14 protein-coding genes and 3 pseudogenes are annotated in these 24,556 nt (G+C 50.7%); 12 read left to right on the plus strand and 5 right to left on the minus strand.

Annotation, left to right across the window (positions count from 1 at the left end; translation table 11 throughout):
• Window positions 1-30: 30 nt before the first annotated feature.
• The 3 genes from VN24_RS14340 (at window position 31) to VN24_RS14350 (ending at window position 3,525) form a co-directional block, all read left to right on the plus strand.
• Entirely contained in the window at window positions 31-1,650 is a 1,620-nt protein-coding gene (locus tag VN24_RS14340; RefSeq protein WP_052702962.1) for a class I adenylate-forming enzyme family protein, read from the plus strand.
• A 100-nt stretch (window positions 1,651-1,750) separates the two neighbouring features.
• The gene (locus VN24_RS14345; protein ID WP_045670957.1) at window positions 1,751-2,749 is read left to right on the plus strand and encodes an acrylyl-CoA reductase family protein; all 999 of its coding nucleotides are present in this window, start codon (window positions 1,751-1,753) and stop codon (window positions 2,747-2,749) included.
• Window positions 2,750-2,919: 170 nt separating this feature from the next.
• Window positions 2,920-3,525: a TetR/AcrR family transcriptional regulator gene (locus VN24_RS14350; RefSeq protein WP_045670958.1), complete on the plus strand. Its 606-nt coding sequence runs from the start codon at window positions 2,920-2,922 to the stop codon at window positions 3,523-3,525.
• Window positions 3,526-3,608: 83 nt separating this feature from the next.
• Here VN24_RS14350 and VN24_RS14355 read toward each other — a convergent pair whose 3' ends face one another.
• The 4 genes and pseudogenes from VN24_RS14355 to VN24_RS27400 form a co-directional block, all read right to left on the minus strand.
• The gene (locus VN24_RS14355) at window positions 3,609-5,132 is read right to left on the minus strand and encodes a solute symporter family protein (protein WP_045670959.1); all 1,524 of its coding nucleotides are present in this window, start codon (window positions 5,130-5,132) and stop codon (window positions 3,609-3,611) included.
• Between the two features lie 3 nt (window positions 5,133-5,135).
• Window positions 5,136-5,402 carry a DUF485 domain-containing protein gene (locus VN24_RS26955; protein ID WP_082083771.1) on the minus strand — a complete coding sequence of 89 codons (267 nt, stop codon included), beginning with the start codon at window positions 5,400-5,402 and terminating at the stop codon, window positions 5,136-5,138.
• A 304-nt stretch (window positions 5,403-5,706) separates the two neighbouring features.
• Complete coding sequence (locus tag VN24_RS26365) at window positions 5,707-6,660, minus strand: alpha/beta hydrolase family protein (protein ID WP_052702964.1); 954 nt, start codon at window positions 6,658-6,660, stop codon at window positions 5,707-5,709.
• Window positions 6,661-6,774: 114 nt separating this feature from the next.
• Window positions 6,775-6,879, minus strand: a pseudogene (locus VN24_RS27400) (carbohydrate ABC transporter permease); the annotation flags it as partial.
• 631 nt (window positions 6,880-7,510) lie between these two features.
• Here VN24_RS27400 and VN24_RS14370 point away from each other — a divergent pair.
• Complete coding sequence (locus VN24_RS14370) at window positions 7,511-15,217, plus strand: S-layer homology domain-containing protein (protein WP_045670961.1); 7,707 nt, start codon at window positions 7,511-7,513, stop codon at window positions 15,215-15,217.
• A gap of 132 nt (window positions 15,218-15,349) precedes the next feature.
• On the opposite strand, the gene VN24_RS27405 is transcribed toward VN24_RS14370, so the two are convergent.
• Entirely contained in the window at window positions 15,350-15,607 is a 258-nt protein-coding gene (locus VN24_RS27405) for a stalk domain-containing protein (RefSeq protein ID WP_148505244.1), read from the minus strand.
• Between VN24_RS27405 and VN24_RS28210 the strand changes: the two are divergent.
• The 8 genes and pseudogenes from VN24_RS28210 to VN24_RS14410 all read left to right on the plus strand — a co-directional run.
• Window positions 15,539-15,751 (plus strand): annotated as a pseudogene (locus tag VN24_RS28210) (hypothetical protein); the annotation flags it as partial. The gene VN24_RS27405 and the pseudogene VN24_RS28210 sit on opposite strands and share 69 nt — an antisense overlap.
• 154 nt (window positions 15,752-15,905) lie before the next feature.
• Window positions 15,906-16,205, plus strand: coding sequence for a metal-sensitive transcriptional regulator (locus VN24_RS14380; protein WP_045673308.1), 300 nt, complete (start codon window positions 15,906-15,908; stop codon window positions 16,203-16,205).
• A gap of 67 nt (window positions 16,206-16,272) precedes the next feature.
• The gene (locus VN24_RS14385) at window positions 16,273-16,575 is read left to right on the plus strand and encodes an ArsR/SmtB family transcription factor (RefSeq protein ID WP_045673309.1); all 303 of its coding nucleotides are present in this window, start codon (window positions 16,273-16,275) and stop codon (window positions 16,573-16,575) included.
• Window positions 16,576-16,724: 149 nt separating this feature from the next.
• Window positions 16,725-17,738 carry a zinc-dependent alcohol dehydrogenase family protein gene (locus tag VN24_RS14390; protein WP_045670963.1) on the plus strand — a complete coding sequence of 338 codons (1,014 nt, stop codon included), beginning with the start codon at window positions 16,725-16,727 and terminating at the stop codon, window positions 17,736-17,738.
• A gap of 107 nt (window positions 17,739-17,845) precedes the next feature.
• A pseudogene (hmpA, locus tag VN24_RS14395) lies at window positions 17,846-19,044 on the plus strand (NO-inducible flavohemoprotein).
• A 432-nt stretch (window positions 19,045-19,476) separates the two neighbouring features.
• Window positions 19,477-19,989, plus strand: coding sequence for a MarR family winged helix-turn-helix transcriptional regulator (locus tag VN24_RS26370; RefSeq protein WP_052702965.1), 513 nt, complete (start codon window positions 19,477-19,479; stop codon window positions 19,987-19,989).
• A 129-nt stretch (window positions 19,990-20,118) separates the two neighbouring features.
• Window positions 20,119-23,298 carry a bifunctional cytochrome P450/NADPH--P450 reductase gene (locus VN24_RS14405; RefSeq protein ID WP_045670964.1) on the plus strand — a complete coding sequence of 1,060 codons (3,180 nt, stop codon included), beginning with the start codon at window positions 20,119-20,121 and terminating at the stop codon, window positions 23,296-23,298.
• 65 nt (window positions 23,299-23,363) lie between these two features.
• Entirely contained in the window at window positions 23,364-24,356 is a 993-nt protein-coding gene (locus VN24_RS14410; protein ID WP_045670965.1) for an amidohydrolase family protein, read from the plus strand.
• Window positions 24,357-24,556 lie beyond the last annotated feature (200 nt).

Here is a 24,556-nt window from a genome sequence, read left to right on the forward strand (position 1 = left end):
TATTAAAAGTAATGATACGGAGGTGATTGGATGTTTAATTTGTCTGCGAAATTTTTAGAGTATTTGAATAAAACGCCACAGAAAGACTTTCTTGTGTTTTATGGGAAAGATAGCGAAAAAATCACTTATAGCTATAACGAAGTACTAACAAGAGTAATAAAAGTGGCTATATGGCTAGAGGAACAGGGGGTGAAAAGGGGTGATCGGATTGTTACAGCGATGTGTAATCAGCCGGAGCAAGTCATCATCTATTTAGCCGCATGGGCTAAAGGCGTATGTGTTGTTCCCGTAAATATGAGTGAAGATGATAATCGTATCGGCTATATTATCGAACACAGCAGAGCAAAGGTCGTGTTTGTTCAGGATTCCTATCTGGAAACAATAAAACAGATTACCGGTCGGATAGATCGGCTGCCTTTATTATTTCGAGTCGGAGAGTGCGATCAGAGTATATTTCAACAACCTTCCGATTTGGGGAACGATCCTATAGAGAGCATCATTGATTCTTCTGATGAGGATGAAGCCTTGATTGTCTATACTTCAGGAACAACAGGAAACCCGAAGGGGGTCATCCTCCAGCAAAAGCATCTTGTAAAAGATGCGGAAGCCATTGCGGAATGCAACCATATTGATTTTTCGACAAAACTCATGTGCGTACTGCCAATCCACCATGTGAATGGAATCATTGTTACCATTGTTACTTCATTTACCAGTGGCTCTACCCTTATTTTGAATGAAAGGTTCTCGGTGCGGGAATTCTGGAGACGCGCTTCAATAGAGAAAGCGAATATCATAAGCCTTGTACCTACTCTTTTAGAATATTTAATGGAAGCCAATGAAGACATTTCAAAGTATGATTTGCGTTCCTTAAGACATGTAATCTGTGGTGCCGGTCCGTTATTGGTGGATACGGTAATGGCTTTTGAAAATAAGTTCAATATACCCGTCATCCATGCATATGGTTTATCTGAAACGACTTGTTTTGCAACCTTTTTGCCGACAGATCTTCCACATGAGGAAAGAAAATATTGGCTGACCCATTTTGGATACCCGTCAATTGGTGTTCCTATCAAATATAATGAGCTGTCTATTATAGATGTAACAGGAAATGAGGTTGGTGAGGGTATTCGCGGTGAAATTATTATCCGCGGGGAGACGGTAATGAAAGAATATGACCGATCTCCTGAAGCGAATGCCTCTGTTTTCCGATTGGGCAACGGGAGGTTCTGTACAGGCGATGAGGGTTTCTATCAATATGATGAGCGCGGACGTAAGTATTTTTTTATAACCGGAAGAATAAAAGAACTCATTATAAGAGCTGGAGTAAACATTGCTCCTGTTGAAATAGATGAAGTCATCTGTAAGTATTCAAAGGTAAGATATGCGTTATCGTTCCCCTTTGATCATAAATATTATGGGGAAGAGATTGCCGCGTATGTTATTCCCAAGGTTGGAATGGAAGTAACAGAGAATGAGGTGCTTGAACATTGTCGACAGCACTTGCCTTTTTCTAAACAACCGAAAGTCATTATTTTTGGAAATGCGGTACCCTATACCTCGACAGGTAAACCGAAACGGTTGGAACTCAAAAAGAAATTAAAAGAGCAATTGACTGTTTATCGAGATATCCAATTCAAAGAGGGCAATTGATGGTCATATTCCATGGCAGCGGCATTGAGAGCTGTTAATGAAGGGTTTGAAGGAACGCTGGTAAGTTATGAGGCGATTAAATACAAAAGGAGACGATTTCATGGCTATGACATTTCAAGCTTTGGTCATCGAAAAAAACGATACATGTACAATCGGCGTCAAAAAAGTTTCGTTCGAACAATTGCCTGAAGGAGAAGTATTGATTAAAGTCGTTTATTCCAGCGTAAATTACAAAGATGGTTTGGCAAGTATTCCAGAAGGAAAGATTGTTCGTTCGTACCCTTTCATACCTGGTATTGATTTGTCAGGTTATGTAGTTTCGTCCACCGACCCAAGGTTTCAAGTGGGTCAGCAGGTTTTGGTCACCGGTTATGAAGTAGGTGTATCGCACTACGGTGGATTTAGCGAATATGCGCGTATTCCAGCTGATTGGGTTGTACCGCTTCCAGTTGGTTTAACATTAAGAGAAGCAATGATCTATGGAACGGCTGGCTTTACTGCAGCTTTATCAATCATGCGTTTAGAAGAAAATGGTACAATGCCTGAGAAAGGAAAGGTTTTGGTTACGGGGGCTACCGGAGGTGTTGGTGGTGCAGCTGTGTCCATGCTAAATAAGAAAGGCTACCACGTAGTTGCCAGCACAGGGAAACCGGACGCTGCTGATTATTTGAAGTCGTTAGGTGCAAGGGAAGTAATCTCTCGCGAGGATGTTGTCGGAAGCAGCAGCAAGCCGCTCGATAAACAGCTATGGCAGGCTGCTATTGACCCAGTAGGCGGAATTCCGCTCGCGTCCATTTTGAGCAAAATTATGTATGGAGGCTCCGTTGCCGTTAGTGGCTTGACGGGAGGAACAGAAGTATCGACAACCGTTCTGCCGTTCATCTTACGCGGAGTTAATCTTCTAGGCATTGATTCCGTTTACTGCCCTGCTGAACGAAGGGCCAATTTATGGAAAAGCATGGCACAAGATTTGAAACCGGATCAATTGGAAACGCTAGTGGCTCGCGAGGTATCTCTGCAAGAACTGCAGGAGGCGCTTTCGGATATTTTGAAGTCTAATACTCATGGTCGCATTCTTGTGTGTATGTCTCAAGATTAGTCATTTGCCATCGAGAGCGACTGGCAGTACGTAGCGATGGTGGCCAATCTGGAATGGGAGCCGAAATAACATTTTATCCGGACAAAATAAGTTTGACCAGGTAGTATAAATTAGGGTATTATTGTAGATGATTTAGATCCAAAGCTGGTTTTGAAATGGAGGACGATGGAATGGGGCGTGTGGCGACACAACGTAGAAACCAGATTTTGAGAGCAACTTTGCAGGCAATTTCAGACAAGGGATTCGATGCTGTTACTTTACAGGATATTGCCGATTATGCTGAAGTAAGCAAAGGAGTACCCAATTATTACTTTGAGAATAAAGATGATGTATTCTATCATCTTTTTGAGTGGCTGACGGAGAAAATTTATAAAAATGAATCTGAAGCTATAGCGAAAGAAACTTCGGCTGTCGATAAGTTAAGGGCCTATGTTAACTCCGCCTTTGTCAGTCCGAATGATAATAAACGATTTTTTAAGGTTTATCTTGATTTCCTTTCCAAAGCCAGCCGAAATGCCCGTCTACGCGAGATTAATCAAAAATTTTATGAAAATTGCTGGACTATAGGCAAGGAAATCGTATTATTAGGCCAGCAAGAGGGTGCATTTTCTTCGGTTAATGCAGATCACGCTAGTGTTACCATTCGTGCATTGATTGATGGTTCTTTAATACAGTGGTTAATGAGAGATGATGAAAGCATTGAATTGCATCAATTTTATCGTGAAACCTGTTATCAAACCTTATTAAGTTATCTTACCAATAAAACTGGTTCATGATTAGTCGTCCAACAAAGAAGAGTGGTTGAGCAAGAAAATTAACCTGCTCAACCACTTTTTCATTGGAACCTGATTGTTTATTTTTAAATCCCGGTATTTGCTTTAACCAACACTTCATTGTAGTTATCTTTTTCCCGTTTCCTGGACAAAACAGTACCGAGATAAGCGCCTATAAAGCCGAGCGGAATGGAGATGATTCCCGGATTAGCCAAGGGGAAGATAGGCATGCCTGTTAAAATGGCTTTACCTTCTACAGGATTCCATACATTGGGACCTAACACAACGAGAAGGATACAGCTAACAAGACCGGTCAACATTCCGGTTATGGCTCCCGTTACATTAAGTTTCTTCCAATAAATTGTACATACAATGATTGGTAAGCTGGCGCTTGCTCCGATTGCATATGCAATAGCAATAAGGAAAGCTACATTTAATTTTTGGACAAATAAAGCAAGAAAAATGGAAATGACCGCGACTCCGACTGAAGCCCATCTTGCGGCAGCTATTTGTTGTTTTTCCGTTGTGTTTCCACGCCGCCAGATTTGATTATAGATGTCATGTGCGAAAGCCGACGCTGCGGATAAGACCAAACCTGCAACCACCGCCAGAATTGTCGCGAATGCTACGGCAGAAACAACTGCGAACAACAAGTCTCCCCCAAGCGCTTTAGCAAGTAACGGCGCCGCCATATTCCCTGCTGCGTTAGCCTTAATAATATTATCGTAACCGACAAAGGCAGTAGCGCCAAATCCTAAAAAGATCGTCAAGGCGAAAAATAAGCCTACCAGCCAAGTTGCATATATGATAGATCTGCGTGCAGTTGATGCATCCTTAACGGTGAAAAAACGAATCAGAATGTGCGGAAGACCGGCTGTACCTAATACGAGAGCAAGATTCAAAGATAAGGTGTCGATCCCGTTTGTAAATTTAACACCCGGGCTTAAGTATTTATCCCCCAGAGGCGTTGCTGTAATCATATGTTGAAACATTTTGATCAAACTAAAGTCAAATTTGGCAAATACGATCAATGAAAGAGCTATTGTTGTTCCTAACAGGAGCACGGCTTTAATGATTTGGACCCAGCTTGTTGCTGTCATACCGCCGAATAATACATACACGGTCATTAAGATCCCTACTGTAATGACAGAGGTCGTATAGTCCAATCCTAACAACAGTTTAAATAAAGCACCTGCTCCAACCAATTGGGCAATCATATAAAAAATAGATATTGTAATGGAATTTAGAGCTACAACTCCGCGTACTTTAGTATTGTTGAAACGGGAAGCGACCATATCAGCCACTGTATATTTGCCTAAATTTCGGAAAGGCTCCGCGATAAAATAAATCACGACTAGAAATCCAACCAAAAAGCCTATTGGATATAAAAAGCCGTCAAATCCATTTAAAGCAATCATTCCTGTGACGCCAAGAAAAGCTCCTGCAGACATATAATCTCCAGCAATTGCCAATCCATTCTGCCATCCTGTCAATCCACCGCCGGAAGTATAGAACTCACTTGTTGTTTTTGTTTTCTTGGCAGCCATATAGGTAATGACCAGGGAAAGCAATACGACAAGTGAAAAAACTAGAAAAACCGTCATATTCATGTGCTAGTTGTCACCTTTCATTAAACATTTTTTGATTTCAATTACCATGGAATCAAATTGTTTTGATTTTTGAGTGTAGACGATACAAAGTGTCCAAGTCATGATGAATTGACAAAAAGCAAAAAACCATGCGAGAGGTATGGGCCCTACAATAGGCGTATTTAACACTTTCGAATAAGAAGCCAACAGCGGTAATGAAAAATAAAAGGTGAAAAAGAATAGCGTGATCGGAACAATAAATTTTTTTTGCTTCTGGTCAGATTTCGAAATAGATTCATCTTCGCAACTTCTTCATAATTCAGTGAACCAACCGTTTTTTCATGCGAGTTACTTAGCTGTACACTCATTTGTTTGCCTCCTATTATTAATGTTGAACTCCGTTCATACTGCTAACTTGTGTCACGTCACAGCTACATATTGAATCAAGACAACCCACCGCTTCGTATGGGGTAGGCCAGATCGTCGGTCTTCAGTGCCGCGACGTGCTCTTATTTATTCCTATTATGCGGTCTGGCCAAGGACGCCAGAGAGTCCGCTAATGCGACGGCCGCAAGGAACACCGCCGGTGGACGCATCAGCCATCCACGGACGTTTTCACGAACCGGACCGTGTCCCTGATCAGATCGTCAACCGTATTGGCATTTTCCATGAGATTGAAACCATGATCAACCGGCCGCGTCCAAAGCTCCTCCTGCCCATCGTGATAGGCGAGGAGCGCTTTGGCAGTGATCGGCTGTGGGAAGACGATCGTATCTTTGGTTCCGACCGCCAAGAATACAGGCCCCTTATATTTTTCCAGTTCCGCTGCCGGTACGACCTCGTAAAGGCTTTCGAAGAACCGGCCGCGGAGTGGAATTGGCTTGTTGTCGCCGAGCCTTATCGCTGTGTAGACCTTGTCACCCGCCTGCGTACCTTCGACCATTCCCTTTTCGCCGAAGATGGTCGTGAACGCGGCTGGGAGGTTTATCCCTGGGTTCCAGAGGACGAGCGAGTGGACTGGTACCGTCGAACGTCCCGCAACGGCGGTCGAAACGGCGCCACCGAGGCTCATCCCCATTACCGAGATACTCTTGGACACATCGGGACTAGAGGCGAGATAATCGACTGCAGCGAGCGCATCCTTTACTTCGCTTTCGACAGTCATGTCTTCAAACTTGCCGTCGCTGTCTCCGCTTCCGCGAAAATCGATGCGTAGGGTGGCAATCCCATTCTTGGCGAAAATCGGTGCGGCCCTTCCGAACAACCCTTCGGGTACGAACTTAGATTTCCAATCGTCACGAGTGCCGGTAAAACCGTGCAGCATCAACACGACCGGTGGCCTTTTAATGCCTTCCGGCAGGACGAGAGTGCCGACGACTTTCTGCCCATCGACGTCGAAATGAACAATTTTCTCCTCTGTTCCTTTATTGGCGGCTGCCTGGTTATTGGCGGACTTGGATTCCGAATTGCTGTTGTTGCTGCTGCAGCCTCCCAGCAGGAGCGCCGCAGACACGGATACGGCCATTAATACGTTCAGTCTTTTTTTCATCTCGGTTGAACCTCCCTTTTGGATAACAAGCGAACAAGCGAAATTTTGCCGAATTGCCGGAAAAGCGGGTCGGTGGCTTTGCCGGACATCACCTCCTTCAAACCTCCCTCTTTTTCACCCTTTTACCGACCCGACCATGACCCCTTTGACGAAGTAGCGCTGCAGAAACGGATACAGGACGAGCAGCGGCAGCGCTGCGACGATGATGACGCCGAATTTATCTTCGGCCGAGGCAGATGTTCCGGCATTGGCCGCCAGAAGCCCTGCAAGCAGGGCAGTAACAATCGCGTTTTTCATTGTGCTTCCTCCTGTGTGATAAAAAGATACGGCGCTGTTGGATATGCCAAGTTCGATTAAGCCTTGACCTTGAAAACGTCCGTCTGATTGCCTTCCAGCGCGTCGACGCGACCTGGAAGTCGATCTGTAAAGATTTAATGTTATATTTCCTTACACCTAAGTATAGTCAAATATTTTGGGTGGTCAATATAATTTTATCCGGTCATTATAATTTTTCGAAAAGTTGCTAGAATAACATAGATGGCAGTCCACTCGGGCTTTCTCAATTCACGCACGCCCCCCATGAGTTACCCCATTACACCTCACCAACATCAGTGTTTTTCCCCTAAAATTATCCTTTAGTATAATATCCAGCGGGCTTCCGGCATGATACAATTCGTATAGATTGTGCCTAATTTTTCCCAATTAATCGGGCGAATTTCCCGACCTGTTGGGAATTGTGTCTTGTTATACTGATTGTGCCTTGTTTTTTAGAGGCATGGAACAAAGTTGGGTTTGGATACGATTCGTAACGGATTGGAAGCGAATTATTGTGTTGGAGGAGATGCTGCAGATGAGGATCGGACAGATGAAACGTTGGTATAGAAAGGCGGTGAGCACTCTTCTGATCGTCGTCACTTTGGTGACAGCCACCCTATCGCCTGCCGTATATGCGGAAGATGGGGCTGCTGGCTCAGATTGGTTTGGCATCGGCAACGGCAGCAGCGGCATGAATCTGGAAATTCTGCCGGGCGGCACGGTGACGCAAACGGTCTACCAGCCTCCTGCGTCAGCGCCTCCTACACCCGTTCTTGCACCTGTGCCGGAGGTTGTCAATGAGGAACAACTGGAGATAACCGGCACGGCGGAAGCGGGCGCAAAAGTGACCGTTTTTGTATCCCGCGATGGCGGAACGCCAACTGAGGGAGGGGAGGACATTGCCGAAGACGGCCGCTTTCGCGTGGAAGTTTCACTGCCCGAAGAGGGAGGTTACCGCATAACGGCGGTTGCCAGCCTGAGCGGGCAGGTCAGCGGCGAGTCCGCAGCCGCACAGGTCAGGCTGGACAAGACGGCTCCCCCGGAGCCGGTCTTTGGCGAATGGCTGACGATTGGCACAGACCAGGTCAAAATCAGCTGGACCCCGGGAGGCAGCGCAACTGATACGGTGAAGTACAAGGTGGAACGGGACGGCAAGCTGCTGGGGGAAGTGACGGAACCGGAGTTTACCGAGCAAAATGTGCCTGAGCTCAGCGCGCTGGTCTACCGTGTATCCGCACAGGATGCCGCCGGCAATGTTTCAAACGCGCTGGATATTATGGCGGGAACTGCGCATCATTCGCTGCTTCATGTGAACAGCACGCCGGAAGGTCTTGCAGGCAACGGGCATTCGTACGAAATTGCCGTCAGCGGAGATGGAACGAAAGCGCTGTTCAGCTCCAAAGCAACGAATCTGGTCTCGGGCTCGGGCAACAGCCAAATCGGAGGTCTGTATACCCGGGATTTGAAGAGCGGGGAAATGAAAATCATATCGTTCCCGGCCGGAGTGGAACAGTTTGATTCTCCGGTTATCAACGAGAACGGAACTGTGGCGGCTTTACGCGCAACAGTAAGGGGTGCTGCGGAGATCTTGTTCCATTCAGAAGGTATGGCAGAGGCTCAGAAGGTACCGACGGCTGACGGACAGCCGCCTAATCAGTCAACAAGCGCTCCGTCCATAAGTGCAGATGGCGAACGGATTGTCTTTGCTTCTCAAGCGACAAATTGGACGACAGGTGAACCGGAGGATATCGAAGCTGATATTTATATATATCAGCGGAGAATGAATCAAGTCACCCGCGTACAGCTCCCGGCAGAGGTGCTTCAGATTGAGCATCCGGTCGTGTCCGGCGACGGCAGGTTCATCGTATTTAACACCGGTTGCGGCGAATGTATAAACCGGAAATTATACATGCACGATACGGCTCAGCCGGGTAAGGTCAGCTTGATCGGGGAAGGCGGCTTCGATAAGAGCATCAGCAATGATGGGCGTTATATCGTTTATGACAAGGACGACGGCATTTATTTGTATGACGGCAAAGCCGGCGGGGAGACGAAGACCCGGAGGATCGCCGAGGATACGCCGGGAGTGATTGACTTCAGCCAGCCGAAAATCAGCGGCAACGGGCGATACGTTATCGTCACCTCCTACGAGCCCCAGAGTCAGTGGGGATTCCAACGACAGCATTTGAATGTCATCGATTTAACGGATCCGGCTTTGCAGCCGAAGCTGATCAGCAATCCTGCGGAGGATGCATGGAGCGCGTCCGTCAGCAAGGATGGCGGTAAATTAGGTTTCGCATCGAGATATACGAGCGGATACGGCGACAATGGGGATGATCTAATCAGCACCTTCATCGTCTGTCCGCAAAAGTGCGGGGAAACGCCTCCGCCAGAGGATAAGCCGATCCAAAGCGTGATGTGGAAAGCAGACATGGCAGGGCGCGCCCAAGTAAAGCTGGGCGGCAATATCCGGATGACCGTGAACGGAACGGTCCATCGCAAGGCTGCCGTTATCCTTACCTACCGCCAAGGGGATATCGAGAAATCGTCGACCTTGGAGCTAGTGGAAAACAGTGCCGTTCCCGGTCAGTATACGGGTGAATTTGGTGTGACGGAAGGCATGACGTCCATACAGTCGATCATCGGTCAAGTGGCGGACGGAGGCGGAACGATGATTTCGCTCCCGGCGAACGGACTTCCGGTTACGGTGTCGGGTGCCTTGCAGGTCGACATTTCCAATCTGCTTAACCCGGATCAATCCGTCAATGAAGAAGTTAAAGCAGCGCTGGCCGGAAGCCGGCTTGTCGCGTGGAGTGCTTCCAAAAAGGCGGGTGCCCAGGCTTCATTCAGGGACAATGCGCCCTTTGCCATGGCACTCACGGATGCCGACGATTACAAGCTTACGCTGTTAGCTGCGGATGGCACTCTGCTGGCCGAACATTTCCCGGTCGCAATCAGCAGAGGGAAGACCTCGTCCGTTTCCATAAGAGCGTTGATCCCTTCCACCGTCGTGATCAGCATCACCGCAGCGGAGAGTGGTCCGGAGCTTGCCAACATCCCGGTTACGCTGCATAACGAGGATCAGACGGTCGTGCTTGCGGCCGGATCCACGGACGGAAAAGGGCAAGTTCGTCTCGCAGCGGGTTTTGTCGGGGATACCGTGCACATCAAGACGGAATTGCCGCGTCCTTACTCGCCGCTGGAGGCGTCTACGCTTACATTGGGCAGCAGGGAGATGCAGCTTCCACTCTCGGCGTTGATCCATTACGGCACCGTAAGCGGGCAAGTGAAGAACCGGAACGGCGAGCCTTTAAGCGGCGTGAAGGTGTCGATCCAGCAGGACGGCCGCACATTGACAGCCGTAACGGAAAGCGATGGCACGTATACCATGCGGGTGCCGGAGGGCGATGTCCTAATTGAAGGGAATCGCGAAGGCAGCGGCGAGGATCGGATTCGTACGAGAAAACCGGCCTTGTTGAAGATCGAGGCGGGGAAAGAGCACCGTCAGGATCTCGTGCTGCATAAAGAATCGACGGCGACTATTCATTTGAAGCTCTTCACCAAGCAAGTCGGCGGCAGCTTCGCAGAGCGCAAGCTGGACTTGCAGACGATGCGCGTACTGATGCCCAGCGTGAAGACGGAAGCCGGCAAACCTCAGGTATACACGGCTTTTGATAACGGTTTGACGATTAAAGGCTTGGAAGGCGAGAACTACGAAGTCTGCGTGAAGGATGGGTTTGGGCAGATGGGCAGTGCTTGCAAATCCGTTACGATCGATGCCCAAATGCAGGCAACGGCGGTATTGGAACTGGAAGAACAGGTCGCTGTGAAAGGCAAGCTGCGCATTGACGGTCCGGGCGTATGGACGGTATATGCGGGGTTTGCGGAAACCGCCACGCAATCCTCTGTATCCTACACGCTTCAAGAAGGTAGTTTTCATATTAGCTTGCCGAAGGACGGCAGCTATCAAGCTATTTTTTCAGCGATAAACGGCGCCAACCAGATTCGTAAAGGGGTAAAAAACTTTACAGCCCGGAAGGGGGAGCTGATTGAGCTTGGCGACATTGAACTGAAGCCGGAAGGGGACAATTATTTCCGGGATCCGGCGGAAAACTTGCTCGAGGCCATGGACAGTCCGGTTGCAGAGGGCAGCCGAGTTACGCTGCGCGGCAGCTATCGGAACGGGTCTCAGGTGAGCTTGCTTGCTCCGGCGCTCATGATCCGCATTCCCCAGGGAACGTCGCTCGTCCCCGGCAGCATGATGCTGAGTGGAACTCCGGTACCCGCTGACCAAATAACCGCAGTATCGGCGGCGCTGGTCAGAGTTTCCCTTGGGAAGGATTTGAATGCGCAGGAAAGCGGAACGGTTACCTACCAGCTGCAGGTGGAGCAAGTGAAATCGGATTTGTTGCCGGCGGAGCTCAGTATGTCGTTCCATAAACCCGGTTCGGAGGAAGCGATAGAGGAACAGATCGCCAGCACACTTATACCGACAACGCAAGTCAGCATCGACGCGCCTGCTAAGGCGAAGAAATCTTCCGATTCGGGCGATTCGGTTATTAACGTCAGCGGCCGCGCGGTCCCGGGCAGCAGCGTGCAGATTTACGACGGTCCGCACATTGCCGGCGTGACAACAGCCTCGCAAGGCGGCTACTGGAGTCAGACGCTGACCTTGCTCCCGGAGCGGGCGGAAGGGCGGATACATGCCGTTTCGGCCGTAGCGGTAAAAGGCTCGGATGAGTGGCGTTCCAAGCAAGCGTTCGTTGAAGTGGTGGACGATAATGAGCCTGTACCGCTGGAGCTGACGATGTTCACCAATGGACACCGGTTAGAGTCGAATCTTTCGGAAGGCGTCCTTCGCTTTCCGTTGTCCGTGCACCCGCATAAGCCGATTTCCTTCTCGCTCTTATTCCGTTACCCTGACCGGGTGCAGAACGTGACAATTGGTTTGGCGGGAGAAAAGATACCGATGACTTATAACCGTCTTACCGGGCGGTACGAAGGCATCAAATCGACCCCGCAGCGAAATTTGGGACCTGTTTCTTTAAGCTATGATGTAATACCGGAGCCTTTCGCAGCTGTGGAAAATGAAGATCAGATCCGAAAGTCCATGCCTCCTGTCATCCGCGATTTGCAGGGAGAGGTGCTGCCTCCGGAGCAATCGGTCCCTGAATCTACGGAAGCGGATCCGGCGGGCCGCGTTTATTTGAACAAGGTCGTACTGACCAGCAAAGACTCGCCGGATGAGAAAATAGAGACGCAATATTTCTACCGAATCATGCCGGATGATTATGAGCCGGGCAAGCCGGTTCAAGAAAATGGCGAGGGAATCTACGATCTCAAGTTTTCTTACAGCAAGCAGGCGAAGACGATCCAGGTGAGTGCCGTTATGTCGGGTAACCAAGCCAAGACACTCATTCAAAGCCTGAACGGGGATGCCGCCGGTATGGCAATCAACCCTTATATCGAAGTCGGAACAAAAATCCGCTACGAGCTAAAAACGCCGGGAACTCCAAGTCCGCTCGGACTCGCTTCGGCTATCTACGCAGGATATGACTTTCAGCAAAAAATGGATCAGCTGAACGATTTGATGGACCAGGTGAATGCCAGCGGTTGCATGGCGCCAAGCTCGGTGCAGCATTATTATAAGGAGCTGGAGAAGCTTTCCGAACAGCTCTTCGTCAATCTGCTGACCAAATACTCGCTGCAGATTACAGCGATGAACCTCGCGGCGATCGGTATTGGATTTCCTGCAGGAGTAGGCGTCGTCGCCGCCTCCTTGGCGATCAATTATGCGATGAACAGCGCATGGGAGGACGATTTGTCCGCCTTGCAGCAGCAGTTCGCCGACCAGCAAAGCGGGGATGACTGTGAAGATGAGGATGAAGAAAAGGATCCGCGCAGACCGAAGGATCCTCGAGACCCTGATGACGACCGGGACATCGTAGATCCGTATTGGATCTATGATCCGAGCGGATATGCCTATGAAGCGGTGGAATCGAACCGGCTGGCTGGCGTGACGACAACAGCGATGTATTTGGATCCGGCCGATCAGCTGTGGAAAAAATGGGATGCGGCGATCTACGGCCAGCGCAATCCGTTACGGACAAACGCGGAGGGACGGTATGCCTGGGATGTGCCGGAAGGCAAGTGGCAGGTGCTGTTTGAAAAAGAGGGCTACGAGCCGGCGCGAAGCGCTGTGCTTGAAGTGCTGCCCCCTCACTTTGACGTCAATGTCGGGCTGGTTTCCAAAGTCGCCCCGACTGTAACGGCGGTTCTGCCGGAATCGGCAGGCGGCGGTGTGCGGGTCTTTTTCAGCAAATATATGCAGACTGAGACGGTTGCATCCGACTTGGTCCGGTTGACGGACACAGCGTCGGCAGTCGAGATTCCGCTTACCGTGGAAGCCGTTCAGCCGGAAAACAGCCCGGGCGGCCAGCCGCTGGCAAAGCAGTTCCGCATCGTGCCGGCTGTGCCGCTGAAGGATGGGCAGACCTATCAGCTGTTTATCGATGCCATGGTCCAAAGCTACGCCGGTGTGCCGATGGCTGACCATTATGACCAGTCGTTTACAGCTGTTGTCGTCCCTGTTGAAGAAGCGATCAAAGCCGACAGTGTGAACCTGATTGCCGGTACGGATGCACTTACCGTTCGTTGGGATGAACTGACGGAGAAGCGCTACGACCAATTCAAAGTGATTTGGAAGGAAAATGGCACAGCCGAAACGCTGCTTGAAGAAACGGTAGGCAAAGGAGTCGGCTACAGCACGGCCACAGGGCTTGGAAGCGGTAAGTCCTACGAAGTGACCATCCAGACGGTTGATCTTGATGGAAGAACGTCTGGCGGAGTACGGAGTCAAGGAAATACACAGCAGGTGATCCCGTCTGTAGACAACGCCAATCCAGGGCAGGTTACGGAAGCTGTTCTCAAAGCGGAAAACGGCGGGCTGACGCTGACGTGGAAAGACCCGGCTGACGCCGACCTGAGAGGCGTTAGAGTCGCACTGAAAAGCGGGTCCGCATTCGGCACGCCGGTGGAGGTTGCGAAAGGCGTGCAGCAGCACCGCTTCGAAAACATCAGTGCGCCAGGCGCGTATGAAGCGCAGCTGGAGTCGGTGGATTTGGCGGGCAAGCGCTCGCCCGCAGTGAAGGCCGCCGTGTCGATCAGCGGACCAGGTGAAAAGCCGGGCAACACCCCGGGCGGTGGCACTAGCCCCGGCTCCGGTTCCGGTGGAGGCAATCCTGCGCAGCCGCAGGCTCCGGCTTCTAAAGATGAAGCTGTATTCAAAGTTGCCGAGGGTACCGAGCGGTATGCAGCTTTTGACGGCATGCTTCTCTTCCAGCTTCCAATCGGAGCGTTGGCTGCAGGAACCGAAGTGAAGGTGACCCGGACGCAGACGCCGCCGGCTCCGAATCCGGCATCGCACCTTGCATATTCCAGCTATGTTACGGTTACTTCGGAGGTGCAGCTTTCCAAACCGGCACAGCTTGTATGGAAGCTGCCGGAGGCGCAAGGCTTAGACCCTCGCAAGCTTGCGGTGTATCGTCTCGACCGGACGGCTCCGGGCGGCTGGCAATACATCGGCGGCTTTGCGAATCTGGGGCAAAACCGGCTGCGCGTAAAGCTAAGCGGTTGGGGAACCTACGCCGTGATGGCTTACGATAAGCCGTTCCGCGACTTAACCGGCCATTGGAGCGAGCCGGAGGTCGGCGTCCTGATCAGCCGTCATCTGGTAGACGGCGTTGACGAGAACCGCTACTCGCCGAATGCGCCGGTGACCCGGGCACAGGTCGCCAAGCTCATGACCGGCCTGCTGGAGCGGGAAGGACGTTTGCCGGCGCCAATCGGCGACACGCCATCGTTCCGGGACGTACCGGCATCCGCCTGGTACGCGCAAGCGGTGCAAGAGGCTGCTGCGCTTGGCCTCGTGCAAGGGGCCGGCGGTGAGTTCCGGCCGAATGCGCCGGTCTCCCGCGAGGAGCTGGCCGTCATCCTGCAGCGCGTGCTGAAGGAGAAAGCGCCGGCAACACCGGCCAAACAGCTGAAGAAGTTCGACGATGCCGCTGCCGTATCCGGCTGGAGTGCCGAAGCGATGAGCCTGATGGTGCAGGAGGGCATCTTGAACGGCGTGACGGACACGATGATCGAGCCGCAGGGCACGGCGACCCGGGCGCAGATGGCCGTCATCCTGGTCCGGCTGCTGGAGCGCTGGAATCCGGCGGTCGATATCGGCGCCGAATAGCAACAAACAAAACCCAGTCAAACGCGGTCACGCCGCGTTCGACTGGGTTTTGTTTTTGCCTTACGGACCGTATGAGCCTGTCGATTAACTGTTCATAACTTCGTACACCGTTCACATTATTATTGTCCACAATTAATCGACAGCCTCAGTATTGACGCTTGTTTTGTAGTTGATTGTAATCGTGAGGATGGCTCCTCCTGCAGTCGTCCGTTCAAGGGTGACGATTTTTCCAGCCGAATCCCAGGTCAGTTTGGCGCCAAGCTGCTCGAATACGGAGCGAAGCGGGATGAAGGCTTGGTTGTCTCGTATAATAACCCCGTTCTGGAACAATACTTGGGTGCCGTAGGACATGTCGTCGTGCTGAGTGAAGATACCGAGCAGTATCTCCATGTCCACCCGGTCGAAGAGAAGGCCAAAGGGCCGGAAGCGAAATTTGTGACCCGCTTCCCGGATAGCGGAGTTTATAAAGTCTGGGCGCAATTTCAGCGAGACGGGAAAGTCTTTACCGTTCCCTATATAATTGAGGTACAATAAACAAGAAAGAGCCGTCTATATTCATGATGGCTCTTTTGTACCATATAGTGAAACTTGTGTGCCCTTATTATTGTTTGGCATAGGATAGGGGGACGGGGTAAAATAATGCTACAAAAGGAGGTATGGAACTGTGGATGAATTCACGGCAGAAGAAATGGCAGATACGAAACATCATCACCAGCGGAGCCATCATTCGGAGAAAACGAAAGCGAATCTATCCAACCGGCTGAATCGAATTGAAGGACAAATTCGAGGCATTAAAGGGCTGATTGAGAAAGATGCTTATTGTGACGATGTATTGAATCAAATCGCTTCCGTACAATCGGCACTGAATGGCGTCGGGAAACTTTTGCTGGAAGAGCATTTGAGAAGCTGCGTTGTAGAAAAGATCCAGGAAGGCGATTTGGGCGTTATCAATGAGCTTCTTACGACGGTAAACAAACTGATGAAGTGAGTCAAGGTTGAAGTCCTGTGTTATAGAACAATTTGACATATCGGGAATTAAAGATATAATAAGGCGTATGAAACCAATTGAAGTTTTCAAAGCCTTGTCCAATGAAGCCAGACTGCAAATTTTAGAATGGCTTAAAGAACCGGAAAAGTACTTTTCACCCCAAGAAGGGGTTGATTTGAACACAGTCGGGGTATGTGTGAGCCAGATTACAAAAAAATTAAACATGACGCAGTCAACGGCTTCGCAATATCTGTCCGTGCTTCAAAGAGCGGGACTGATCAACGCGACCCGAATCGGCAAGTGGACCTATTATAAGAGAGACGAAGAATCGATACGCACAATCGCTGATTTCATGAATCAACAACTATAACGGCGAATTAGATGATACGCAAATCGCAATACGTTCCGGTATTGCAGTCCATTGCAGCAGGTCTCATGATATTCGCTTTCTTTTTTTGACTTTCATATCGATAAATCGTGATATTTAAATTCGAAGCTTGAAGAGAGGATGCAGACCCTATGAAAGCATGGCAAAAACATCATTTCGGTTTGGAAAATTTAAAGCTTGTTGACATCCCTATCCCCAAGCCGGGACCGAAGCAATTGCTCATTCGGGTGAAGTCAGTCTCCCTGAACTATCGCGATAAAGCGATTGTCGACGGCGTCTATTGGCCGGACTTAATGAACAAACCGTTTGTTCCTGTCTCGGATGCAGCCGGAGTGGTTGTCGAAGCCGGCCCGGAAGTCGTACGTTTCAAAGAAGGTGACCGTGTCATCTCCCATCTGTTCACAAGATGGACGGATGGAGCGCCCGGTGAGAATGAAAATCCGTATGCAATCGGAGGCCCGAATAACGGCGGATTGGCGGAATACATGCTGCTCGATGAAGATGCCGCCGTTGCCGCACCTTCGAGTTTGACCGATGACGAAGCCTCTACGCTTCCGATTGCCGGACTGACGGCCTGGTTCTCCCTCGTGGAATACGGAAAACTGGTACCCGGCGAAACGGTGTTGGTGCAGGGAACGGGTGGGGTTTCCATTTTCGGGGTACAAATTGCCTCGGCGTTAGGAGCGCGGGTGATTGCGACAACCAGCAGCGATGAAAAAGGCGAGCGGGTCAGGGCGCTTGGAGCTTCCGAAATCATCAATTACGTCACGAGACCTGATTGGGAGAAGGCTGTACTCGAATTGACGAACGGAAAAGGCGTTCAGCATATTCTTGAGGTGGCGGGAGGGGAAAGTGTCAACCGTTCCATCGAGGCGCTTGCCCCGCAAGGACACATAAATATCATCGGATTCCTGGACAATATGACGGCTAAAGTAAATCTGTTATCGCTGCTGTTCAAGCAGGCGCAGCTGCAAGGCATATTGGTTGGGCACCGCAAGGCATTGGAGGCCATGTGTAAAGCGTTCGATGAGCTTGTGATCAAACCCGTTATCGATACGGTTTATTCATTCAACGATGCCATCCAAGCCTACAAGCATTTGAATCGCGGAGCATTCGGCAAGATCGTCATCCGCGTTGCAGATTGAGTTTCGCTCATCACCTGATATTGGCCTTTCAGGGAATACACACCAATTTCTTGGACCATACTACACCAAGTATGAACATCAAAGTGAACAAGGAATGAGGACCCGACATGCTTGATTCAAAGACAATTGAGATCGTTAAATCTACGGCGCCTGTGTTGAAGCAGCATAGCCATCAGATAGGAAAACGTTTTTATGAACTGCTTTTTGCCAAAGTTCCGGACTTGTACAACCTGTTTAATCAAACGAACCAAAAAAGAGGGATTTAACAGGAAGCTCTGGGCTATGTGGTGTATGCGGCCGGTGAGCACATAACGAACTTGGAAGACCTGACCCCTGTTATAAGAAGGATTACGGAAAAGCACCGGGCAATCGGGATTAAGCCGGAACAGTATCCAATCGTCGGTGAAACCTTGCTTCAAGCCGTAAAAGATGTATTGGGCGACACTGCCACCGATGAGATATTAGGTGCATGGGGTAGAGCTTACGGTTATATCGCCGATGCATTTATCAGCATTGAAAAAGAACTTTATGAAAAGACCGAGCATCAACCGGGCGGATGGGCCGGCTACCGCCGGTTTATCGTCGACAGGAAAGAAAAAGAAACCGGGGAGGTTACTTCGTTTTATCTAAAACCGGAGGATGGTCAGCCGATTGCTGCTTACAAACCAGGCCAATATCTGACCATAAAAGCCGAAATTCCCGGTCAAACCTACACTCATATCCGTCACTACAGCCTTTCTGAAGCACCCGGCAGAGACTATTATCGGATTAGCGTCAAACGTGAAGATGTTGACCATAACGATCCGGAAGGGATTGTATCGCATTTTCTTCATGACCAGGTTCAGGTCGGCGATACGCTGTTCTTCTCTGCTCCCGCCGGCGACTTCATCCTTTCAGAGGGAATGCATCCAGTCGTCCTGATAAGCGGAGGAATCGGAATTACACCGTTGCTCAGCATGTTAAATGATATAGTTGAGAAGCAGCTGGGACGTGAGGTTACTTTTGTCCATGCCACAACAAACAGCGAAACGCAAAGCTTAAGCAAACAAATGATCATGTGAAAACTTTTGTTTGCTATACCTCGCCTTCCGAAGATGATCAATCGGCGCGGAATTTTGATAAAGCAGGGCGTCTCGATTTGGACTCGCTTGGCTCCATTAAACCTTCCATACAAGCAGAGTTTTATTTGTGTGGATCGATTCCGTTTATGGGAAGCATCATTGGCATGCTGAAGCAAATGGGTATACCGAAAGGAAATATCCATTATGAATCTTTCCGTCCCCTTGCGATGTTAGATGAGGAATAAGGAGAAATATTACTGGAATACGCAGGGAGCAGCCGGCTGGCTGCTCCTTCTTAGCTATGAAAGATAAGTCACCACGAAGGATTTATGGGATTAATGGGGCGGCTTGGATACATACCCAGATTCTTTGTAATGACTATCACTGCAGTATAAGTTAGACTATGGAATTGTGAATGAGATGATTGGGAACATCGAGTTCACTTTATAACCTTTTTTTCTCCTCTGGTGTTGAGAGTCACCAGAGGGGCCTTGGCCCCAGCCTTAACAAGCTGGGGTTCTTTTTTTCATTGTCGGCAGTTTTCTCAATATCAATCGTTTTGATCGCAAATCAGGAATTGGAAAATGTTGCTTGCAAAGGCGCGTTTTTTTTGGTAAATTAGTTGTGGGGAACAACGTTGTGGGGTACAACAAAAATACCGGGGGGAGAAAAAAGAAATGACAGACAACATTCAAAACGTAATCGAACGATTTCAGGACGACCTGATTTACTTGTCCCAATCGTTCCGCGAATTCATTCCCGGCCGCATCACAAAAGGCTTGTCGCTTGAACAGCATAAAATTATCAAAATACTGGCCGAAGAGGGGCCGCTGCAAAATTCGGAATTGACACAGCTGCTCAAAATTGACAAAGGTGTCGTTTCGGAGAAAGTCAAACGTCTGGAACAGCTGGGACTTGTACAAAAAGCAAATCACAAAACGGACAAGAGAAAAGTACAGATCAGCCTGACTGAGAACGGAACGGCAATTTTCAACAAATTTAATGAGGACATTCAAGGCTTTGTCGGAGAAGTGCTCAAGATTGTGGAAGTGGACGAGCTGGAAAAGTTCTTTTCCGTCCTGCTAAGGATCGTACATTTAAACAATCGTTATGACCGGAAAAGTTCCGGCAAAGGAAACGAAATCGAGCTATTAAAGGAGGTGACCCTGAATGAAATGAAGCGCAGCTGACATTCAACGGTTCAAATAAAGGCAGGTTTGGTGTGCATTCGGATTCTCTGAAGGTGATGCAATAGGTTTGATCGCCATTAAGATGGCGAAAACCGTTTTCCGCTTATTAATGAGAAGGAGGCTTAATCCATGTCTGAAACCATTACTGTACCGCTGCCGAAAATGTTCGGTCCGCTGGGCAATTTGCCGCTTTTGGACAAAGAGACCCCCATGCAATCCATCGCAAAAATCGCGGATGAGCTCGGCCCCATCTTCCGGTTGGAATTGCCCGGCAGAAGCGACCTCTGGATCTGGGGACATGAGCTGGTTAAGGATGCCTGCGACGAATCCCGCTTCGACAAGTACTTGCCGGTTCCCCTGCAGAAGCTCCGCCCCATTGGAGGAGACGGCCTTTTCACGAGCTGGACCGATGAGCCGAACTGGAAAAAGGCGCACAATATTTTGCTGCCCAGCTTCAGCCAGAGAGCGATGCAGGGGTATCACGCGATGATGGCGGATATCGCCCTGCAGCTGATTCAAAAGTGGTCGCGCCTGAACCCGGATGAAAGCATCGATGTGCCGGAGGATATGACGCGTCTTACGCTCGACACGATCGGATTGTGCGGTTTCGGCTACCGGTTCAACAGCTATTACCGCGATAATCCGCATCCTTTTATCGTCAACATGGTCCGCGCCCTTACAGAAGGGATGGAGCAAAGCCAGCGGCTCAGCCTGCAGGACAAGCTGATGGTCATGACGAAACGCCAGTTCAAGCTTGACATTCAGTCGATGTTTTCGCTTGTGGACAAAATTATTGCCGAGCGCAAAGAAAGCGGCAGCCAGGACGCCCAGGATTTGCTCTCGCGGATGCTCCGCAGCAAAGATCCCGAGACGGGGGAGACGTTAAGCGAAGAAAATATCAGGTACCAGATCATTACCTTCCTCATTGCCGGACATGAAACGACCAGCGGTCTCCTCTCCTTCTCTCTCTACTTCCTGCTCAAAAACCCCGACAAACTGAGAAAAGCTTACGAAGAAGTCGATCGCGTTCTTACCGAACCGGTCCCGACTTATAACCAGGTTCGCTCATTAAAGTACATTCGCATGATCCTCGACGAATCTTTGCGCCTGTGGCCGACGGCCCCGATCTTCTCGCTTTATGCGAAAGAAGATACGATGCTGGGCGGTGTCTATTCGATGAAAAAGGGAGAAGGCGTCAATGTGCTGCTGCCCAAACTGCACCGCGATACTGCCGTTTGGGGAGACGACGCCGAAGCTTTCCGGCCGGAACGGTTCGAGAATCCAAGCCTGATCCCCCAGCATGCCTATAAACCGTTCGGCAACGGCATGAGAGCATGTATCGGGATGCAGTTTTCGCTTCATGAAGCGACGATGGTGCTTGGCATGATTCTCAGACAGTTCGAAATTATCGACCACACGAACTACCAGCTCAAAGTGAAGGAAACGTTGACGCTCAAACCCCAAGGGTTAACGATGCGTGTCCGTCCTCGCGCAGGCCAGCCGATTGCGGCCGTCGCTCTCAAAGAGGAGGCTCCGGACAAGAAGATGACCCAGCCGGTGGCGGCCTCCTCTGCCGTTCAGTCTCACAATACCCCGCTGCTGGTGCTCTACGGTTCCAATCTCGGCACGGCGGAAGGGATCGCGCGGGAGCTGGCCGATGCCGCCCGTTACCAAGGCTTCAGGACCGAAGTTGCGCCGCTTGATGAGCGCATCGGGAAGCTCCCCACAGAGGGCGCGGTGCTTATTGTCGCCGCTTCCTATAACGGCAAACCGGCGGATAACGCGCGCGGCTTCGTCCAGTGGCTCGAGCAGGCGGAGCCGGATGCGGTCAAAGGGGTTCGATACGCCGTTTTTGGTTGCGGAGACCGCAACTGGGCCGTCAGCTACCAGCAGGTACCGCGCTTGATCGACCGGCAGCTTGACGCCAAAGGAGCGTCGCGCCTTACCGGGATCGGCGAAGGCGATGCAAGCGACGATTTCGAGAAGCAGCTTGACGATTGGCGGAATCGTATGTGGCCGGATATGATGGGCGCTTTTGATTTAACGGTTAACGAAAATGCGAAGCAGGAACCCAGTACGCTCACCGTACGGTTAGTGAGCGGGCCTGTCGATACTCCGCTTGCAGAAAGCTATGACGCCTTTTTTGCATCGGTCCTGGACAACAGGGAGCTTCAATCGGCGGAAAGCGGCCGCAGCACGCGCCACCTTGAGTTCGCGCTGCCTGAAGGAGCCGCCTATCAGGAAGGAGATCACCTGGGCGTCTTCCCGCACAATCATCCGGACCTTGTGGAGCGCGTCCTGCGCCGCTACGAACTGAACGGCAGCGACTATTTCATCTTGAGCGCAAGCACCAGCAGCGCCGCACATCTTCCTTTGGACCGCCCGGTCAATGTACGCGTGCTGCTCAGCCGCAGCGTGGAGCTGCAGGAGGCGGCAACCCGGGCGCAGCTGCGGGAGCTTGCGTCCTATACGGTCTGTCCGCCGCATAAGCGGGAGCTGGAGGCGCTTCTGCAAGAAGACGCCTATAAAACTAACGTGCTCGAGAAACGGCTTACGATGCTGGATTTGCTTGAGCAATATCCGGCCTGCGAAATGCCGTTCGAACGGTTTCTGGAGCTGCTCCCGCCATTAAAAGCCCGTTATTATTCCATTTCAAGCTCTTCCCGTGTGCAGCCGGACCGCGCAAGCATTACCGTCGGCGTCGTAAGCGGCCCGGCCAGGAGCGGGCGCGGCGAATATCGCGGCGTCGCTTCGAATTACCTGGCCGGACGCCTGACCGGCGATTCGGTTGCCCTCTTTGTCCGCCGGCCGGAGTCGGGATTCCAGCTTCCGGACGATCCGATGACGCCTATTATTATGGTGGGGCCGGGCACTGGGATTGCCCCTTTCCGCGGTTTTCTGCAGGCCCGCCGCGCGCTCGTTCAGGAAGGACGGGAAGTGGGGGAGGCGCATCTGTACTTCGGATGCCGCAATCCGCACCACGATTATTTGTACCAGGAAGAGCTCGCAAGCTTCGAGCGGGAAGGTCTGGTCACCCTTCATACGGCGTTCTCGCGCGTTGAAGGAAAAGAAAAGCGCTATGTCCAGCATCTCATCCGGCAGGATGCCGGTCATTTGATCCGCCTTCTGGATCAGGGCGGCCGCTTGTATATTTGCGGCGACGGAAGCCGGATGGCGCCGGACGTCGAGGCGGCGCTTCGGTCCGCGTACGGCAGCGTTCATGGCGGAAGCGAACGGGATGCGCAGTTATGGCTGGACCAAATCCGCGACGAGGGCAGATACGCCAAGGACGTCTGGGCAGGAGTTTAAGGTTTAATCGTCGATTCGGGAATCTTCCAGTTTTCATCCACTATTAAACGTTTGGGGCGAACCGAATGTCAACTTTTAAAGAAGAGCACGATCTGATCGATATGCATCATCACTTTATTCCGGAAGAATATGTACGCGCGCTTGAAAGCAGGGGCATCACGGAAGGCGGAGGGGTTCCGCTGGCAAGGCTGGACTGGTCCCCGGACAAATCGCTGCAAATGATGGACGCGAATCAAATCGGAACGGCATTTGTTTCCTTGTCCGCACCGGGCGTTTATTTCGGAGATCAAGCCTTCGCGGACGAGCTCGCGCGGATGTGCAACGATTATGCCGCCGGCATGATCCGCGATTATCCCGGCCGGTTCGGCGCTTTTGCCACTCTTCCCCTGCCGGGAACCGAGCAAGCGCTGCGGGAACTGGAATTTGCGCTGGATACGCTGCATATGGACGGTGTGGCGCTGCTGACCAACTATGGGGGAACCTATTTGGGAGATTCCATGTTCGAGGATCTGCTGGCGGAATTGAACCGCCGCAAAGCGGTCGTCTTCATTCATCCCGAGGTTTCGCCGACGTCGAAAGACATCCGCATTGATTTCCCGGGCTGGCTGCTCGAGTTTGTGTTTGATACTACGCGTGCCGTAACCAACCTGGCGCTGTCGGGAGCGCTCGACCGGTATCCGGATATACACTTTATTTTATCCCATATGGGTGGCACAGTCCCTTTTTTGGCGGAACGTCTCGCTCTTGGCTCCTGTTTCAAAAGCAAGGAAGTCAGCATTGAAGGCTTGAAGCGCGAAAGGGAGCATATCCGCGGGCTGCTCGCCGGATTTTATTACGATACGGCCTTGAACGCATCCTCTTATGCTTTCGGTTCCTTATTGAAATTTGCCGATGCGGGGCATGTGTTATACGGTTCGGACTATATTTTTGCGCCTGAAATGCTGGGAGCTGTTTATCAAGAAGATTTGGGCGATATGAAAGAGTTGTCGGAGCAGGATAAAAAAGGGATATTCTACGAAAATGCAAGCGGCCTTTTTCCCCGGTTAGCCACAAGCTAAGATTCGGGCGGTGACGAATCACGCACCGTATCGATTTTGGCGCTGAACAGCTTGTATAGGTGAACAGCTCGTTTTTGATGGTAATATGAGTTGAAACTTGACGGTCCAATTGCGGCAAACCTTGTCGTGGTTGGACCTTAGCTTTTTTTGCGATACTTGATTCTGCGCTTGTCTGCAGCGACCTCGTTTCAATCTGGTAG

The sequence above is a fragment of the Paenibacillus beijingensis genome, from assembly GCF_000961095.1.
GTDB lineage: Bacteria > Bacillota > Bacilli > Paenibacillales > Paenibacillaceae > Paenibacillus_O > Paenibacillus_O beijingensis.

Coding starts and splice junctions, on each gene's coding strand:
- VN24_RS14345 (WP_045670957.1), top strand. CDS start 1,751: ATGGCTATGACATTTCAAGCTTTGGTCATCGAAAAAAACGATACATGT.
- VN24_RS14390 (WP_045670963.1), top strand. CDS start 16,725: ATGAAAGCATGGCAAAAACATCATTTCGGTTTGGAAAATTTAAAGCTT.
- VN24_RS14340 (WP_052702962.1), top strand. CDS start 31: ATGTTTAATTTGTCTGCGAAATTTTTAGAGTATTTGAATAAAACGCCA.
- VN24_RS26365 (WP_052702964.1), bottom strand. CDS start 6,660: ATGAAAAAAAGACTGAACGTATTAATGGCCGTATCCGTGTCTGCGGCG.
- VN24_RS14350 (WP_045670958.1), top strand. CDS start 2,920: ATGGGGCGTGTGGCGACACAACGTAGAAACCAGATTTTGAGAGCAACT.
- VN24_RS14405 (WP_045670964.1), top strand. CDS start 20,119: ATGTCTGAAACCATTACTGTACCGCTGCCGAAAATGTTCGGTCCGCTG.
- VN24_RS14410 (WP_045670965.1), top strand. CDS start 23,364: ATGTCAACTTTTAAAGAAGAGCACGATCTGATCGATATGCATCATCAC.
- VN24_RS14380 (WP_045673308.1), top strand. CDS start 15,906: ATGGCAGATACGAAACATCATCACCAGCGGAGCCATCATTCGGAGAAA.
- VN24_RS26370 (WP_052702965.1), top strand. CDS start 19,477: ATGACAGACAACATTCAAAACGTAATCGAACGATTTCAGGACGACCTG.
- VN24_RS14370 (WP_045670961.1), top strand. CDS start 7,511: ATGAGGATCGGACAGATGAAACGTTGGTATAGAAAGGCGGTGAGCACT.
- VN24_RS27405 (WP_148505244.1), bottom strand. CDS start 15,607: ATGGAGATACTGCTCGGTATCTTCACTCAGCACGACGACATGTCCTAC.
- VN24_RS14385 (WP_045673309.1), top strand. CDS start 16,273: ATGAAACCAATTGAAGTTTTCAAAGCCTTGTCCAATGAAGCCAGACTG.
- VN24_RS14355 (WP_045670959.1), bottom strand. CDS start 5,132: ATGAATATGACGGTTTTTCTAGTTTTTTCACTTGTCGTATTGCTTTCC.